At 57.8% G+C, this 15,702-nt stretch carries 13 protein-coding genes; 6 read left to right on the top strand and 7 right to left on the bottom strand.

Going from position 1 to position 15,702, the window contains the following annotated elements; translation table 11 throughout:
- The first annotated feature begins 59 nt into the window (after window positions 1–59).
- Window positions 60–2,546 carry a PBP1A family penicillin-binding protein gene (locus MHN28_RS16295; RefSeq protein WP_239343629.1) on the top strand — a complete coding sequence of 829 codons (2,487 nt, stop codon included), beginning with the start codon at window positions 60–62 and terminating at the stop codon, window positions 2,544–2,546.
- Here MHN28_RS16295 and MHN28_RS16290 read toward each other — a convergent pair.
- Entirely contained in the window at window positions 2,540–3,373 is an 834-nt protein-coding gene (locus MHN28_RS16290) for an aminoglycoside phosphotransferase family protein (RefSeq protein WP_239343627.1), read from the bottom strand. The two genes, MHN28_RS16295 and MHN28_RS16290, sit on opposite strands and share 7 nt — an antisense overlap.
- Before the next feature lie 77 nt (window positions 3,374–3,450).
- On the opposite strand from MHN28_RS16290, the gene prfB reads away from it, so the two are divergent.
- The 3 genes from prfB (at window position 3,451) to MHN28_RS16275 (ending at window position 6,970) form a co-directional block, all read left to right on the top strand.
- Window positions 3,451–4,578 carry a peptide chain release factor 2 gene (prfB, locus tag MHN28_RS16285; RefSeq protein ID WP_239343625.1) on the top strand — a complete coding sequence of 376 codons (1,128 nt, stop codon included), beginning with the start codon at window positions 3,451–3,453 and terminating at the stop codon, window positions 4,576–4,578.
- Between the two features lie 180 nt (window positions 4,579–4,758).
- The gene (locus MHN28_RS16280; RefSeq protein ID WP_239343623.1) at window positions 4,759–6,153 is read left to right on the top strand and encodes an amidase; all 1,395 of its coding nucleotides are present in this window, start codon (window positions 4,759–4,761) and stop codon (window positions 6,151–6,153) included.
- Between the two features lie 34 nt (window positions 6,154–6,187).
- On the top strand, window positions 6,188–6,970 hold the full coding sequence (locus tag MHN28_RS16275) for a DUF2189 domain-containing protein (protein WP_239343621.1): 783 nt from the start codon (window positions 6,188–6,190) through the stop codon (window positions 6,968–6,970).
- Window positions 6,971–6,997: 27 nt separating this feature from the next.
- On the opposite strand, the gene MHN28_RS16270 is transcribed toward MHN28_RS16275, so the two are convergent.
- The 4 genes from MHN28_RS16270 to MHN28_RS16255 form a co-directional block, all read right to left on the bottom strand.
- Window positions 6,998–7,738 carry a helix-turn-helix domain-containing protein gene (locus MHN28_RS16270; RefSeq protein ID WP_239343619.1) on the bottom strand — a complete coding sequence of 247 codons (741 nt, stop codon included), beginning with the start codon at window positions 7,736–7,738 and terminating at the stop codon, window positions 6,998–7,000.
- 275 nt (window positions 7,739–8,013) lie between these two features.
- The gene (ilvN, locus tag MHN28_RS16265) at window positions 8,014–8,574 is read right to left on the bottom strand and encodes an acetolactate synthase small subunit (RefSeq protein WP_239343617.1); all 561 of its coding nucleotides are present in this window, start codon (window positions 8,572–8,574) and stop codon (window positions 8,014–8,016) included.
- Window positions 8,575–8,582: 8 nt separating this feature from the next.
- A complete protein-coding gene (locus MHN28_RS16260) occupies window positions 8,583–9,830 on the bottom strand; it encodes a glycosyltransferase family 87 protein (protein ID WP_239343615.1) in 1,248 nt (415 codons plus the stop codon).
- Between the two features lie 52 nt (window positions 9,831–9,882).
- On the bottom strand, window positions 9,883–11,634 hold the full coding sequence (locus tag MHN28_RS16255; RefSeq protein WP_239343613.1) for an acetolactate synthase 3 large subunit: 1,752 nt from the start codon (window positions 11,632–11,634) through the stop codon (window positions 9,883–9,885).
- 422 nt (window positions 11,635–12,056) lie between these two features.
- Between MHN28_RS16255 and MHN28_RS16250 the strand changes: the two genes are divergently transcribed.
- Both MHN28_RS16250 and MHN28_RS16245 read left to right on the top strand, forming a co-directional pair.
- Window positions 12,057–12,902, top strand: a complete 846-nt coding sequence (locus tag MHN28_RS16250) for a hypothetical protein (protein ID WP_239343611.1) — start codon at window positions 12,057–12,059, stop codon at window positions 12,900–12,902.
- 48 nt (window positions 12,903–12,950) lie between these two features.
- Complete coding sequence (locus MHN28_RS16245; RefSeq protein WP_239343609.1) at window positions 12,951–13,334, top strand: VOC family protein; 384 nt, start codon at window positions 12,951–12,953, stop codon at window positions 13,332–13,334.
- A gap of 90 nt (window positions 13,335–13,424) precedes the next feature.
- Here the strand turns inward: MHN28_RS16245 and MHN28_RS16240 are convergent, their stop codons facing one another.
- Both MHN28_RS16240 and MHN28_RS16235 read right to left on the bottom strand, forming a co-directional pair.
- The gene (locus tag MHN28_RS16240) at window positions 13,425–14,072 is read right to left on the bottom strand and encodes a response regulator transcription factor (RefSeq protein WP_239343607.1); all 648 of its coding nucleotides are present in this window, start codon (window positions 14,070–14,072) and stop codon (window positions 13,425–13,427) included.
- Complete coding sequence (locus MHN28_RS16235) at window positions 14,069–15,502, bottom strand: cache domain-containing protein (RefSeq protein WP_239343605.1); 1,434 nt, start codon at window positions 15,500–15,502, stop codon at window positions 14,069–14,071. Before MHN28_RS16235 ends, MHN28_RS16240 begins: the two co-directional genes overlap by 4 nt.
- Window positions 15,503–15,702: the final 200 nt, after the last annotated feature.

The following is a 15,702-nucleotide window of genomic DNA, read 5'->3' as shown; positions in this document are numbered from 1 at the left end:
TTTTGACCCTGCGCCGAGGCAACACTATATAGGCGTCACCGCGAGTAAAAGGCAGTAACGTGATCCGTTTCATTCTATCGATTTTCGGGGCGATCTTCAGCCTCGTGACATTGGGTATTTTCATGGCCGCGCTGGTCGTAGGCGCGGTGTTCTGGATGTATGGGCGCGACCTTCCCAGCCATGAATCGCTGGCGCAGTACAAGCCGCCGACGATCAGCCGAATCTATTCGGGCGAAGGCCAGCTGATCGACGAATTCGCGCAGGAACGCCGCCTGTTCACGCCGTCCGAGGAAATCCCGGATCTGGTGAAACAGGCCTTTATCTCGGCGGAAGACAAGAATTTCTACACCCATCAGGGCTATGACCCGCGCGGTATCATCGCTGCCGGTGTCGAGGCGGTGAAGTCCAAGGGTGAGAACGTTCGCGGTGCGTCGACAATTACGCAGCAGGTAATGAAGAACTTCCTGCTGTCCGGCGATCGCCGTGCCGAGCGCAAGATCAAGGAAATCATCCTCGCCACACGGCTTGAGGATACGCTGGACAAGGAACAGATCCTCGAACTTTACATGAACGAGATATTTCTGGGTCAGAACTCTTACGGTGTGACCGCTGCTGCGCAGACCTATTTCAACAAAACCCTGCAAGAGCTGGAGCCGCACGAGGCCGCGACGCTGGCTGCGATGCCCAAGGCGCCTTCGGATTATCACCCGGTTCGGCAAAAGGATCGCCTGCTGGCGCGTCGGGATTATGTTCTGCGCGAGATGAACCAGAACGGCTACATTGATCAGGCGACCTATGAGGCCGAAGTCGAAATGCCTCTGCGCTCAGTCCAGAACGGCGATTTCGAAAGCTTCCGTACCGCTTTGCCGCCGCGCGACTATTTCACCGACGAAATTCGTCGCCAGTTGAGCGAAGATTTCGGCGAGGGTGAGTTCTTTACAGGCGGTTTCACCGTCCGCGCCTCGGTTGATGAAGAAATGCAGGTCGAAGCGGCCAAAGCCCTGCGGACCGCCCTTCAGAAATACGACCGTTCGCGTGGCAAGTGGCGCGGTACGGGCGAAGTAATCCCCGAAGAAAAACTGGCCGAGGAGGCGCAGTGGCGCGAAGCGCTGGCGATCATGGAAATCCCACGCGACGTGGCGCTGCCGACTCAGTGGTATCCGGCTGTTGTCCTGAACGTGGGTGAGCAGCAGTTAACCGTGGGGATCGAAGACGGCCCCGCCGACGGCATCGTCCCGCGCGCGGATATCAAATGGATGCAGGGCGATTTCGCGGCGAACTTCAAACGCGGCGACGTTATTCTGGTGATGGTCGGTGAAGAGGGCCAATGGTCCGCCCGTCAGATCCCCGAAGTGCAGGGTGGTTTTGTGGCGATGGACGTGAACTCGGGTCGCGTTCTGGCGATGCAGGGTGGGTTCTCATATCAGGACACCGTGTTCAACCGCGCCACACAGGCGCAGCGTCAGCCGGGGTCGAGCTTCAAGCCCTTCGTTTATGCTGCCGCTCTGGACAGTGGCTATAGCCCCGCGACCATCGTCGTGGACGCCCCGATCGAGGTGAACACGCCGCAAGGCCTGTGGCGACCCAAGAACTCGACCAACAAGTTTTACGGTCCGACGCCGCTGCGTACGGGGATCGAACAGTCGCGGAACCTGATGACCATCCGTCTGGCGCAAGAGGTCACGATGCCGGTTGTCGCAGGTTATGCGGAACGGTTCGGTGTTTATGACCGGATGGGCGCGTTCCTCGCGAACTCGCTGGGGTCAGAAGAGACGACGCTGTACAAGATGGTCGCTGCCTACGCGATGTTCGCCAATGGTGGCGAACGTGTGGAACCCACGCTGGTTGACCGAATTCAGGACCGCTTCGGCAAAACGATCTATCGCCACGACGACCGTCAGTGTCTGGATTGCAACTCGGCCTGGCTGGAGCCGGATGAGTCTCCGACGATCGAGACCAACCGTTCTCAGGTCATGGACGCGATTACGGCGTACCAGTTGACCTCGATGATGAAAGGTGTGGTCGACCGCGGCACTGCATCGTCTGTTGTTAACCTGCCGGTGCCGACCGCAGGCAAGACCGGTACCACCAACGAATCCAAGGACGCGTGGTTCATCGGCTTTACGTCGAACATCGTCGCCGGCTGCTATATCGGTTACGACCGTCCACGCCCGATGGGGCGGGGGGCTTATGGCGGTACCATGTGCGGCCCGGTGTTCCAGAGCTTCATGGAGAAAGCCGTTGAGAAATACGGTGGCGGCCCGTTTGAAGTTCCGGAAGGTGGCCATTTCATCAAGATCGACCGCTTCAGCGGCGCGCGTCTGCCTGCGGATGCGACAGGTGACTATGTCGTGGCCGAGTACTTCCGCGATGGCGTCGATGGCTTCATCGACCGCGTGTACGACGGTGGCTTTGCAATGGGATCAGACCTGCCGCTGTTTGAAGAGGCAAGCTCGGGCCGTCAGGTCACGACGTCCACCGGCAACACGATCACAGTCGGTCCCAACGCCAGCCAGGGCGATCTGCAGGGCGGCGGTCTTTACTGATCGGCCGCTCTCAGGAACAGGTTAAGCAAATCTGCTTCTTTATCTTGTGCGATGGTTCCTTTGGACCGCCAGAAAATCGACAACGCACATTTTGCTGCCGCCCATTGCGTCAGGCGTTTGGGTGGCACCTTTGAAGCTTGAGAATATAGAACGATGCAATGATCCATCTGATCGGGTTGCCGCACCAAGTTCGGCATGCCCATTGGATGGCGTAGGGCATTTGCCAGTTCAAAAGCTGGATCGCCCAGATACCCTTTGGCGTCAATAACCCGCAGACCGTGCGAGGTCTGAATGACGTTGTCATGATGTAGATCGCCATGTAGTGGCCCCAGATTGTCCTGAGTTTCCAGAAGAGACTGCGCCAAGCTCATGGCTCGGGTCATGTCGTGTCTGAGGCCGTCACGACAGCTCGTTGAAAAGGTGCAGTCAAAGAGAGGGGCAAAGACCTCGTTTAAGTCCTTCAAACCCGCCCGATCTACCAGCGGCTTGGCGTGAAGGCGACCGGCGGCTTCTGCCAGTAGGTTACAGGCTTTGTCCGGGTCGCCGCGGCGGGCGATATCACCCAAGGACGGACCTTCAAGCCATTCCATTAGCACCGCATTTTCTGTTTCAGCCAATATCCGAACGGCACCACGATCCTGCCATCGCGCCAAAAGCTGCGCACCCGGAGCTTCATTCCCGCGATCCGGCTTTCGGTACAGTTTGAGCGCCGCCTCAGTTCCGTCGGACGTTTTGACCTTCCACACCTTTGCCAAACCGGTATCGGCGACCGGTTCCATGATCGTCAGACCCCAACTCTTGGGAAACTCAAGCGGTACATCTCTCATTCGGGGCTCACGTGCCTTGTGGTGGTCTCAAGCTCTTGCTATCACGCAAGCCTGATTGAGCAAGTTGGGACAAGACCATGCGCGCCGAAACCCAGAACACCGTGGCGGAAATCGAAAAGTCGCTGGAGCTGCTGGCGCAGCGTATGGACTATGAGACCGCGCCCCATCGTCTTGAGGAATTCAACGCTCGGGTCGAGGACCCCAACCTGTGGGACAATCCCGAAAACGCGCAGAAACTGATGCGTGAGCGTCAGATGCTGGTCGACGCCATCGAGACCTATGAGTCGATCAAGACCGATCTCAGCGACAATATTGAGCTGATCGAGCTGGGTGAGATGGAAGAGGACGAAGAGGTCGTGAACGACGCCGAGGACGCCATCAAAAAGCTGGGTGCCAAAGCCGCCAAGAAAGAGCTTGAGGCGCTGCTGGACGGTGAGGCCGACGGCAATGACACCTTCCTTGAGATTAACTCGGGCGCTGGCGGTACGGAAAGCTGCGACTGGGCCTCGATGCTGGCGCGGATGTATGTCCGCTGGGCTGAGAAGAAAGGTTATACGGTCGAACTGCAGTCTGAGACTGCGGGTGAAGAGGCGGGGATCAAATCCGCTGCTTACAAGATTTCCGGCCACAACGCCTATGGCTGGCTGAAATCGGAAAGCGGCGTGCACCGGCTGGTGCGGATTTCGCCCTATGACTCGGCGGCCAAGCGGCACACCTCGTTCAGCTCGGTCTGGGTCTATCCGGTGGTCGACGACAACATCGAGATTGAGGTCAATCCGTCGGAAATCCGTATCGACACGTATCGGTCCTCGGGTGCAGGTGGTCAGCACGTGAACACCACGGACTCGGCGGTGCGGATCACGCACATCCCGACGGGGATCGTTGTGACCTCGTCCGAGAAATCGCAGCACCAGAACCGTGACATTGCCATGAAGGCCCTGAAATCGCGCTTGTATCAACAAGAGCTGGACCGACGGAACGCCGATATCAACGCGGCGCATGAGGCCAAAGGTGACGCAGGTTGGGGCAACCAGATCCGGTCTTACGTTTTGCAGCCCTACCAGATGGTCAAGGACCTGCGCACCAATCACGAGACCTCGGACACCAAGGGTGTTCTGGACGGCGATCTGGATGGGTTCATGGCCGCGACGCTTGCGATGGATGTTGCCGGCAAGAGCCGGTCCGAGGCGCAGGGCGAGGGCTGATCGCGTTTGGGGGCTCGGCCCCCGTCGGAGACTCCCCCGAGGTATTTCGGGCCAGATGAAGCGTATCTGGGGCGCTCTGTGCTTTACGAGAAAAGATATATGTAAAACGTGGGTTTAAATGAGTTTGAGCCCCGGCTAGGCTGAGCGCGACACACTGACACGGGACGCGATGAGCCACGGATGGATCTGAGCCAAAAAACCGCAACTGCTTTGCTGGCCGATCTCTCGGCCAGACGTGTTTCCGCCGCCGATCTGATGCGCGCAACGCTGGACCAGATCGCGGCAGTCAATGGTCCCCTGAATGCAATTGTCGCGCTGCGTGACCCGGATGATTTGATGGCCGAGGCCCGGGCTTTGGATGCGGGGCCGTGGACAGGGCCGCTGCACGGGTTGCCGATCGCTGTCAAAGACCTGGTGAATGTTGCAGGGATAGTGTCCTCGCAGGGATCGCCGTTGTTCCGGGACCATGTACCGACAGAAGACGATCTGATCGCGGCGCGGATGCGGGCTGCGGGCGCCATTCTGATCGGGAAAACCAATACTCCGGAATTCGGATTGGGGTCGCACACGTTCAATCCTGTCTATGGTGCCACGCGCAACCCTTACGACCATTCTCGCACATGTGGCGGATCGTCCGGCGGAGCAGCCGTCGCACTGGCCACGGGGATGGTGGCGCTTGCAGATGGCTCTGACATGATGGGCAGTTTGCGCAACCCGGCGGCCTGGAACAATGTCTATGGCTTCCGCCCAAGCTGGGGAAGGGTGCCGCCGGAACCTGCTGGCGACGTCTTCCTGCATCAGCTGTCCACCCTTGGTCCCATGGCACGTTGTCCTGAAGACTTGGGCGTGTTGTTGGACGTGATTTCAGGCCCGGACCCCCGGCAACCTTTGGCCGTTCCCAGCCCGGCGGTTTCTCCGGTTCAGGCGGCAGAACTGTCTGGCATGCGGATTGGTTGGCTGGGCGATTGGGGCGGAGCGTTCCCGTATGACGATGGCATTCGCGAGGTGTGCGAGGATGCATTGTCCGTCTTCGCGCAACTCGGTGCGCAGGTGGAGCATGTTGCGCCGCCGTTCGACGCCGAGAGCATGTTCGACAGTTGGGCGACACTGCGGTCGTGGAACGTGGCGGCAAGCCTCGCTCCGATGGCGGAACACCGGGCGCAGTTGAAAGATACGGCGCAATGGGAACTGGACCGGGGGCAGGCCCTGACGGCGATGCAGGTGCATCTGGCAAGCGTTGTCCGATCCGACTGGTTCCGGCGCGCAGCTGAGATTTTTCGGGATTACGATGCGCTTGTGCTGCCGTCTGCTCAGGTCTGGCCGTTCGAAATCGAAACGCCGTTTCCCACTGAAATCGCAGGGAAAACCATGGATACCTATCACAGATGGATGCAGGTCGTTGTCCCCGTCAGTCTGATTGGTTCGCCTTGTCTGTCAGTTCCGGCCGGGTTCGGCGCAGGCGGGTTGCCAATGGGAATGCAGGTCTTTGGCCCGCGTGGGGCGGATGCACGTATACTTTCGGTAGGGGCCGCTTATCACGCTGCGACCGGGTGGCCGCAAAAACGACCGGCTTGAGTAAAAGGCCGGAAAAGGGGAGGAGAGACAGAACATGGAAAAGCCCTTTGGCGTTCCGGCAATGGGACCTGTGAATACAGAAATGCTGCGTCTGGCATTGCGCCGCGCTTGGGCCGACTTTCGTCGTGCTCCGATCTTTGGCCTGTTGTTCGGTGGGTTTTACGTACTGGCCGGTTGGGTGATGGCGTGGGTGACGATCGAGACAGAGACATCCTATTGGCTGGTGTTGGCCGCGATCGGGTTTCCCTTGCTCGGGCCATTTGCAGCCGTAGGACTGTATGAGGTCTCGCACAGGTTGGAACAGGGTAAACCATTGAACTTCGGTGCGATTTTCGGCGTGGTCATCCAGCAAAGTCGCCGACAATTGCCGTCAATCTGCGCTATTATCGTGGTGATCTTTTTGTTCTGGTTCTTTCTGGGTCACATGATTTTTGCCCTGTTTATGGGGCTGTCCACAATGACCAACGTGTCCAGTTCGTTCGAGGTGTTTCTGACGCCGAACGGCCTGACGATGCTGGCCGTTGGAAGCGCTTTCGGGGCCGTATTCGCAATTGTTTTGTACATGATCACAGTGCTCTCAATCCCGATGTTACTGGACCGAGAACTGGATTTCGTGACCGCCATGATCGCCAGTTTCAACTATGTCAGATCGAACCCCAAGGTCATGCTGGGGTGGGGTGCGTTCGTGGCGGTGCTGACATTTGTGGCAATGGTCCCGTGGTTTCTGGGGCTGTTGGTCGTCCTGCCTCTGCTGGGGCATGCCAGTTGGCATCTGTATCGCCTTATCACTATGGCGGGTGACGAGAAGAACACCTAAGTCCTGGGGGCAATTGGTGTTGTCGGGTTAGGCCGCGCTCTGCTCAAATCGCTTGGCGGCGCGAGCCGCGGGCAAGGCGGCTGTGGGCTTTGTGCCTAGATAGTTCAATGTCAGCCTGCGCATGGTGGTTGCTTGTGCCGTGGTCTTTGACAGGCAAATCGCAACCCCGCGCCAGCGTTCGGAATTCTCATCCGAGCCTCGTGTTACAAGGTAGATGCGGCTGTTTTGCGCGGCGCGGCTGGACATAAGGATGTAAATCTGCTGGCCCGCGCAGGCGGCTATGCCCTGAACCTCGCGCCTGGATGGGGATGCCTGTTTCTCGCCGTTATCGGGCTCATAGCTGCGAACGAGCGTGCATTGCGGCAATCGCCGCGCATGGATCACTCTGTGCCGGGACGAAAGCCCCTCATCCAGGCCTGTTTCCGTGACATAGTAGAACCCTGCAGGGAGCAGGTTTTCGGTCAACGTGGATGGGCCTGATCCCAGGAACTCGGTCAGGGCCGAGGCCGCCGGATGTATTGGCGGCAATTCGATTTCATCCAGAGGACGCAGCAGGATACGGGCGTCGACGTCAAAAAACCGGCACATACGATCAAGGACATCGGGGCGGGGAAAGCTCTCACCCGCCAGATATCTGTTGAACTGGGTTCTGTTGATGCCAAGCTGGCGGCAGAGCTCAGACACAGAAGAATATTGCCGCGACAATTGCCGCAGATTAGCGCCAAACATCCTGCGCAATTCATCAGGACTACGGATACTCTTGGTCATTTCTGTCCCAGGTTCCAGAGTGTCGTTCACAAACGCGACGCACCCGACCTTTTGGCCGTTCATGCGCTTTCAATCGTACTGATGACCCTAGCGGACGCATCCCAACACCACGCTACGTTCCGAAGCTAACGTAGGGAGTGACAAACGCAATAGGCTTTATGCTAATTTGTATGATCTTTTGGGGCTTTTATGCTCATCGGCAACATACGGCTGTATTGCTAAAGTCCTCTGAGCAGCATCGCCTCGCCCCGTAAACCGGGGCGAGGCGGAAGGGTTCAATCTCCGCGCAACAGGGCGGCGACGCCGGTACGCGCAATTTCAACAAGGCCCAGCGGGCGCATCAAATCTGCGAACGCGTCGATTTTGTCCGGAGCGCCCGTGATCTCAAAAATGAACGAATTCAGCGTACTGTCGACGACGTTCGCGCGGAAGATATCCGCCAGACGCAGCGCTTCGACCCGTTTGTCTCCGCCGCCAACGACTTTGATGATAGCCAGTTCACGCTCGACCGAGGGGCCTTCGACGGTAAGGTCGTGAACATCGTGGACGGTTACGATGCGTCCTAGTTGAGCCTTGATCTGCTCGATCACCTGCGGCGTGCCGGTGGTCACGATAGTGATGCGGCTGAGGTGGCCAGTGTGATCCACCTCGGCCACAGTGAGGCTTTCGATGTTGTAGCCCCGACCGGAAAACAGACCGATCACGCGGGCCAGAACGCCGGGCTCGTTCTCGACCAGAACGGCGATGGTGTGTTGTTCCTGCACGTCCGAAAAAGTGGGGCGTAGGTTGTATGCGGAATGGCGGTTAGAGCCTTTTTCGATGTTTAGAGGAGTCATGATCGAACCTATGATCTGAGTGGAGTGCATTCAGGAGCGCGGAGTTGGCGGGCAATTGCTTGCACGCATACGATTATCGCAGCCAGCGTCACCGGAGCAAATGCCAACCGCATGCTGACGTCGGATAAATCGCTGAAAACCCTCAGCAAGAAAGCAGGAGCAATTCCGAGCCACATTAGCGCCGTAAGGATCATCCCTGATGTGTTGCTGCCCAATATGCCAGCACGCACCATAAATAGAGCCGCAGGCGCGAGGAGTGCAGATTCGTAAAACCACAGGTAAGGTGTTGACGAAACGATGCCCAGCAATAGCGTCGCGGCCCGCAAATCAAAGCTGATTTTTGGGCTGCGCCAGGTCACAAAGACCATCACGGCTGCAAGTGATGTAGTTGTCCATTGCAAAAGCAACGCTACTCTGTCCGGAAGGCCGAAGCTGGAAAACGTTGAGAACGCGCTGATCATAAGCGTATTTTGCTCGCTCGCGTCGCGTATATTGTCGAAATGCGCCTGCATCATATTGAACATCTCCGACCAATACTCGATGCCAACAACAAATGTCGCAAACACTGAAATCATGATCGTCGTAATGGCGGCGGAAATGAAGGTCGGCCAAGCTGCCGAGGCAATTAGCGCGATGGGTATCAGAATTCCAAGTTGGGGCTTAAGGGTCAACAATCCAATAACAATGCCTGCCAGGATCAGTTTATCTGCCCGGATCAGGGCCAATGCACCAACAATGCCAGCGCTCCACAGGATACTGGTTTGACCCATCATCAGATTTGGTAGAATCGCAGGTGCTATGGCAAAGCCAAGCCATACTGGTATCACGCCACTGGAAAATGGGCGGAACGCAATCAAAACTGCACCGATGGACACAATGGTGAAAACCAACCACGCGGCTGAAAACGACATGGTACCTAGCGGCATCAAAGCCACCAGGAAACCAGCTGGATAAGCCCATGGCATCCATTCACCGTCCACCACGCCATGAGTGTTCGCCAAGGAATCTATGCTGAGTGCCTCCAAAGGAGACCCAAGCACGGCCAATCGGGCTGCTGCCCAAAACACACGAAAATCAACTTTTGCAACTGTTTCGCCAGTCTCATGCAGTTCGCGCCAACTTCCTAGAATCCATACGCCAATAAAGATCAACAGAAGTGCTGGTACCAACGTACCTGCTTGCCAGCCTCTACGCCCTTCGAAAACCAAAAGGCGCGCGTCCGCCTGTTCCCTCTGTTGATCGCGGTTCGGTTTCATCTGCTCCACATACCTCAATATTTTTTGTTTGAATGAATAATACCTTAAATCGTCACACCAAAACCGATCCCTTGCTATCGATCACGCCCTGCGTTTCGGCCTCGCCCAGCAGCATTTCGTTATGTGCCTTGCCCGACGGAATCATCGGGAAACAGTTCTCGTGCTTTTCAACCAGACAGTCAAAGATCACCGGACCGTCATAGTTGATCATCTCCATAATCGCGTCATCCAGATCGGCCGGATCGGAACACAAGATGCCTTTCGCGCCAAACGCCTCGGCGAGCTTGACGAAATCGGGCAGGGCCTCGGACCAGGAATGCGAATAGCGCTCGCCATGCAGCAGTTCCTGCCACTGGCGCACCATGCCAAGGCGTTCGTTGTTCAGGATGAATTGCTTCACGGGTAGGCGATATTGCGCCGCAGTGCCCATTTCTTGCATGTTCATCAACCAGGATGCCTCACCGGCCACGTTGATAACCAGAGCGTCCGGGTGCGCCATCTGCACACCGATGGAGGCCGGGAAGCCGTAGCCCATTGTGCCCAGACCACCCGATGTCATCCAGCGGTTAGGATCTTCAAAGCCAAGGTACTGCGCGGCCCACATCTGGTGCTGGCCAACCTCGGTCGTGATGTAACGGTCGTGGTCTTTCGTCAGTTCTTCAAGGCGTTGCAGCGCGTATTGCGGTTTGATCGTCTTTTCGCTGTTGGTGTAGGCGAGACAGTTGACCTTGCGCCAGTCGTTGATCTGGTTCTGCCATTGCTGAACGTTGGCTGCATCGGTCTTGCGACCACGCGCTTTCCAGACCTTCAGGATGTCTTCCAGCACATGGGCGACGTCACCAACAATCGGGATGTCCACGCGGATCACCTTGTTGATCGAGGACGGGTCGATGTCGATATGCGCTTTCTTGGAATTGGGTGAGAAAGCGTCAATCCGCCCGGTGATCCGGTCGTCGAACCGCGCGCCGATGTTGATCATCAGGTCACAATCATGCATCGCCAGATTGGCCTCATACAGGCCGTGCATCCCCAGCATCCCCAACCAGTTCTTGCCCGACGCCGGGTAGGCGCCCAGACCCATCAGGGTCGAGGTGATCGGGAAACCGGTCGCATCGACCAGTTCACGCAGCAATTGGCTGGCCGCAGGGCCAGAGTTGATGACGCCGCCGCCGGTATAGAACACAGGCTTCTTGGCAGTCTCCATCGCGGCGACCAGTTCGGTGATCTCTTCCAGATCGCCTTTCACAACCGGCTGATAATGCGAGGTCGACGGCTTGGGCGCGTTATATTCGCCCGAAGCAAACTGAACATCCTTGGGGATGTCGATCAGCACCGGACCGGGGCGGCCCGAGGTGGCGACGTGAAAGGCCTCGTGCATGGTCTCGGCCAGCGAGTCCGTGTCCTTTACCAGCCAGTTATGCTTGGTGCAGGGGCGGGTGATGCCAACTGTGTCGGCCTCCTGGAACGCGTCCGAGCCGATCATGAAAGTCGGCACCTGACCTGTCAGAACCACGATCGGGATCGAGTCCAGCAACGCATCCGTCAGGCCGGTCACCGCGTTGGTCGCGCCGGGGCCGGAAGTTACCAGTGCAACGCCGGGTTTGCCGGTTGAACGAGCATAACCTTCGGCGGCGTGAACCGCGCCTTGTTCGTGCCGTACCAGAATGTGGCGAATGTCGTTCTGCAGAAAGATTTCATCATAGATCGGTAGCACGGCGCCGCCGGGGTATCCGAATACCGTGTCCACGCCCTGATCCTTGAGGGCCTGAACCACCATCTTTGCGCCGGTCATCTCACGTGTCATCTGCTTTGCTCCGTTCGCGACATGTGTCTTGCGTTTGACAAAAAAAAGCCCCCGATGTTTTCGGAGGCGCATGGGTTCGATTATGGTTTACCGTTACCGGCCCATGCGCGTGTTTCCTACGATTACGACTAGCGTTTTCATCGCCAGAGGCTCCTTTTTGCTTGGCAGGGACATTATGAGCAGGGGGAAGGGGCGTCAACAGGCAATTGAGCCAATTTTCTGACTCGACGGGCGAATTTTGCGACATTTTATTGCGCAGATTGACGCATGTTGGGAATATTCACGAAAAATCGCCTGTTAACCCTCTGAGGTCGCGTGTTTGTGGCGGTCAGAAAGCGGCATGCGAATGTCCGAAACAAGCATGATGGGCGGAATTGACTAGGGCACGCTGGCCTTGACCGAACACGCGAGGGAGGCGGAGGATGATGCACGATCTGGTTGATCTGGGGCGGTATCCGATCGATTGCCCGGGTTCGCGGGCATATGACCGGTTGATTGAAGACTTGCGCCGCGAACTGGATCGGGACGGATGCGCGGTACTGCCCGGATTTGTCCATGAGAGTGGCTTGGCTGAGTTGTTGAAAGAAGCGGATGCAGCAGCGGACAAGGCGCATCGCTCCTTCAATCGCACCAATGCCTATTTCACGCAGGACGATCCCCGGCTGGAGCTGAACCACCCGGTGCGCAGGTTTTATGACCGGTCGAACGCCTTTGTGCCGGCGGATAACTTTCCGAAGTCTGGCCCTTTGCGGCGGATTTACGAGTTCGAAGGGTTTTTGCCGTTCATTCGCGATGCGTTGAACGAACCCGAGGATCGGTTCTATCGATACGATGATCCGTTGGCGGATGTGATCGTCAACGTGGTCGAGGAGGGGCAGGGCTTTCCCTGGCATTTCGACACCAACAACTACACAGTGACATTGGCCATTCAGAACGGCGAGGCGGGCGGGGCATTCGAATATGTGCCGAACCTTCGCACCGCCGAGGACGAGAACTTTTCCACGGTGACCTCTGTGCTTGATGGAAACCGGGCCCTGGTCAGGACGCTGGAACTGCAGCCCGGGGACTTGCAGATATTCAAGGGCAGATACTCGTTGCACCGCGTTGCTCCGGTCCAAGGGCAACGCAGGCGGTACGTTGGCATTTTTTCCTTTGTTGAAACTCAGGGAATGTGCGGCGGGGTTGAACGGACGCGGCAGTTGTATGGCCGTGTTTTGCCGCACCATCACGCGCGTGAAGGTTTGCGAAAGGACCAGCTATTGGATTGAGGCAGATTGGAGTAGGACAGGGCGCAAGGTCTTAAATCGGAGGGCCACATGCCTAAAGTACTGCAGCTCACCCCTTTTGTTCTTTGTTCATCCCTGCAGAACCAGATTGATTTCTATTGCGACCGACTGGGGTTTACCTGCGGCTTCCGGCAGGACAATTACGCATTCCTGTCGCGCGGCCCGATCGCCATTCGTTTGCTGGAATGCCCGGCTCGCGAGGATGGCCGGCCGCTGGGCGACAATCAGTCTTTCTATATCGATGTCGACGGAATCGACGATCTTTACGAAAGCACGAAAGCGGGATTGGCTGACCTTCCTGAAGGGCGCGTGCGCCCGCCGTTTGATCAACCGTATCTGCAGCGCGAGTTTCACGTCCTTGATGAGGATGGAACGCTGGTGTTTTTCGGTGAGGATATCCGACCGAGATCATAGGTCAGAGGCTCCCGCCCAGAGTTGATGCGCCTGCGGCGCACCGCCTCTGGTTGGGCCGGGCAGCGCGTGCCGCGCTGCGGTTGCGCTGGGTCAGAAGCCGGGGCTGGTGCCCTGTAACACGCCATGTTCCAGCGCATAGCGGGTCAGACCGGCGGTCGACGAAATGCCAAGCTTGCGCTTGATGTTCTTTCGATGCGTTTCGACGGTTCTGACAGAAATATCCAGCGCAAGAGCCACTTCCTTGTTGGATTTGCCCTGAGCCAATTCCAGCAGAATTGTTTGTTCGCGTCCGGTCAGCGCTTCGCGTGCGCTGCCGCCTTTCGGCTGCAGCGATCCGCTGGCCCCGGTGCACAAGTACTGCTCGCCCCGCATCACCGCGTCGATGGCCTGTTTGATCTCGTCGGTGGGGACATCTTTGAGCACGTATCCCTTTGCTCCGTGGCTGAGCGCGGTCGAGATGTATTCCGGGCTGTCATGCATGGACAGGATCAGGATGCGTGTTTCCGGCAGGCGTTCCAGAATGATCTCGGTGGCGCTGAGCCCGCCGAGCCCGGGCATGTTCAGGTCCATCAGAATCACGTCGGGCGCCAGCTCTGTCGCCTGATCGACGGCCTCCTGACCGCTGCCAAGCGTTCCGACCACCTCGATCTCATCGAAACTTTCCAGGATCGATTGGATCCCTTCGGCAACCATCGGGTGGTCGTCGACGATTAGGACACGGATGGTCTGATCACTCATGTACCGGCCTTTCGGTTCGGAGTTGCGTCTTCCTGCGGTGGCAGCATGTGACTGAGGGGCAGGCTGACCTCAATCACCGTGCCGCTGCGTGGCGCGCGTGATGACAGAATGCGCAGGGAGCCGTCAAGTTGTTCGATGCGCTCCTGCATGTTGCGCAAGCCGATACCGGGATTGGCAGGATCAGGCGTTGTGCGTAACCCGCAGCCATTGTCGGTGATCCGCATCGTTGCGCCTTTCTTGTGGCCGCGCAGGTCGATTGTAACACGGGTTGCACCGGAATGGCGTTCGATATTGGTCAGAGCCTCCTGCGCGATACGGTAGAGGGCGATCTTGCTGTCCTGATCCAAACGGTTGCGGAAGACAACGGTCGAGAACTCGGTCTCGATCCCGGTGCGTTCGCGGAAATCATCCGTCAGGGCCTTCAGGGCAGGGCCGAGGCCCAGATCGTCCAGCACGCCGGGGCGCAGATCGCGGCTGATGCGGCGGACCTCGGTAATCGCGGTGCCGAGGTTGTCGATGCCCTTGTCCAGCGGGTCACGCGCGCCTTCGTCATCGCCACGCGACAGTCGGCGGCGGGTATTGTCGAGGGCATAGCGCACGCCGACCAGAATCTGGCTGATCCCGTCGTGCAATTCGCGCGCAACACGGCCGCGCTCTTCTTCCTGCGCGTCGAACACACGCTGGGTCAGTTCCTTGAGTTTTGCATCCGCCAGCCTGCGTTCGCGGACGTTCAGCAACATGCCCGAGGCAAATACAATCAGAACAGCGGCCAGAACGATTGCACCGATATACATGAAAGTTCGTTGCACGCGCGCCTGGACCTCGGCGCGGGCATTGGCGACCGTTGCCACGATATCGTCGATGAAGACGCCGGTTCCGACAGCCCAACGCCAGTCCTGCAGGCCGACGACATAGGCGATCATCTGCGCCTCTTCCCCGGTTGATGGCTTTTGCCACATGAAACTGTGCCACCCGGCGCCCTGACGGGCGAGGCTGATGAATTCGTCCACGATGGGGGTGCCGTCGCTATCCGTCAAACCCTCCCAGTTGCGGTTGATGAATTCGGTCTGGCGCGGGCTGACAAGGTTGTTGCCGTCATAGTCGTAGACGAAAAAGAAGCCGTCCTTGCCGTAGATCATCGCTGACAGGATCTGGGTCACAAGGTTCTGAGCGACTTTGTCATCCGTCGATGCGCGCCCGTAGATATATGCAAACCCGTTGCGCGCCTGCGTGACATAGTTGCGAAGCTCTTCTTTCTTCGCTTCGATCAGACGCCGTTCCAACGCCTGAATTTCGCGTTCAGCCGTCGCGCGGGATTCATAAGCAACGAACAACGCGATCGCGGCCACGGCCACAACCAAGGGTATTGCCGCCACAAGCGACAGCTTCTGCCCGTAGGTCAGCGAGATCAGGTTTCGGAATCCCCTCATGGCCGAATCGATACGCAAGCGCGGCGGAAAATGCAAAATTTTTGGGTTTTTGATGCGCAAGAGGCGTGAAATCCCTGTGTATGGCAGCCTTTGCCGCGGCATTAACCTTCTAAAATGGCAAAAAAAACTTCGGCCTACGTAGTAGTAGGTATTCACATTCACATCTTGGTCATTAGGCTGACGCGCACTGAAAACGACTA

This window comes from Ruegeria sp. Ofav3-42 (assembly GCF_022347725.1).
Taxonomy (GTDB): Bacteria; Pseudomonadota; Alphaproteobacteria; order Rhodobacterales; family Rhodobacteraceae; genus Ruegeria.
Note: the sequence above shows the minus strand (reverse complement) of the source record. Positions and strands in the feature narration are given on the sequence as shown.

Coding starts and splice junctions, on each gene's coding strand:
- MHN28_RS16290 (WP_239343627.1), bottom strand. CDS start 3,373: ATGAGAGATGTACCGCTTGAGTTTCCCAAGAGTTGGGGTCTGACGATC.
- prfB (WP_239343625.1), top strand. CDS start 3,451: ATGCGCGCCGAAACCCAGAACACCGTGGCGGAAATCGAAAAGTCGCTG.
- MHN28_RS16280 (WP_239343623.1), top strand. CDS start 4,759: ATGGATCTGAGCCAAAAAACCGCAACTGCTTTGCTGGCCGATCTCTCG.
- MHN28_RS16275 (WP_239343621.1), top strand. CDS start 6,188: ATGGAAAAGCCCTTTGGCGTTCCGGCAATGGGACCTGTGAATACAGAA.
- MHN28_RS16270 (WP_239343619.1), bottom strand. CDS start 7,738: ATGACCAAGAGTATCCGTAGTCCTGATGAATTGCGCAGGATGTTTGGC.
- ilvN (WP_239343617.1), bottom strand. CDS start 8,574: ATGACTCCTCTAAACATCGAAAAAGGCTCTAACCGCCATTCCGCATAC.
- MHN28_RS16260 (WP_239343615.1), bottom strand. CDS start 9,830: ATGAAACCGAACCGCGATCAACAGAGGGAACAGGCGGACGCGCGCCTT.
- MHN28_RS16255 (WP_239343613.1), bottom strand. CDS start 11,634: ATGACACGTGAGATGACCGGCGCAAAGATGGTGGTTCAGGCCCTCAAG.
- MHN28_RS16250 (WP_239343611.1), top strand. CDS start 12,057: ATGATGCACGATCTGGTTGATCTGGGGCGGTATCCGATCGATTGCCCG.
- MHN28_RS16245 (WP_239343609.1), top strand. CDS start 12,951: ATGCCTAAAGTACTGCAGCTCACCCCTTTTGTTCTTTGTTCATCCCTG.
- MHN28_RS16240 (WP_239343607.1), bottom strand. CDS start 14,072: ATGAGTGATCAGACCATCCGTGTCCTAATCGTCGACGACCACCCGATG.
- MHN28_RS16235 (WP_239343605.1), bottom strand. CDS start 15,502: ATGAGGGGATTCCGAAACCTGATCTCGCTGACCTACGGGCAGAAGCTG.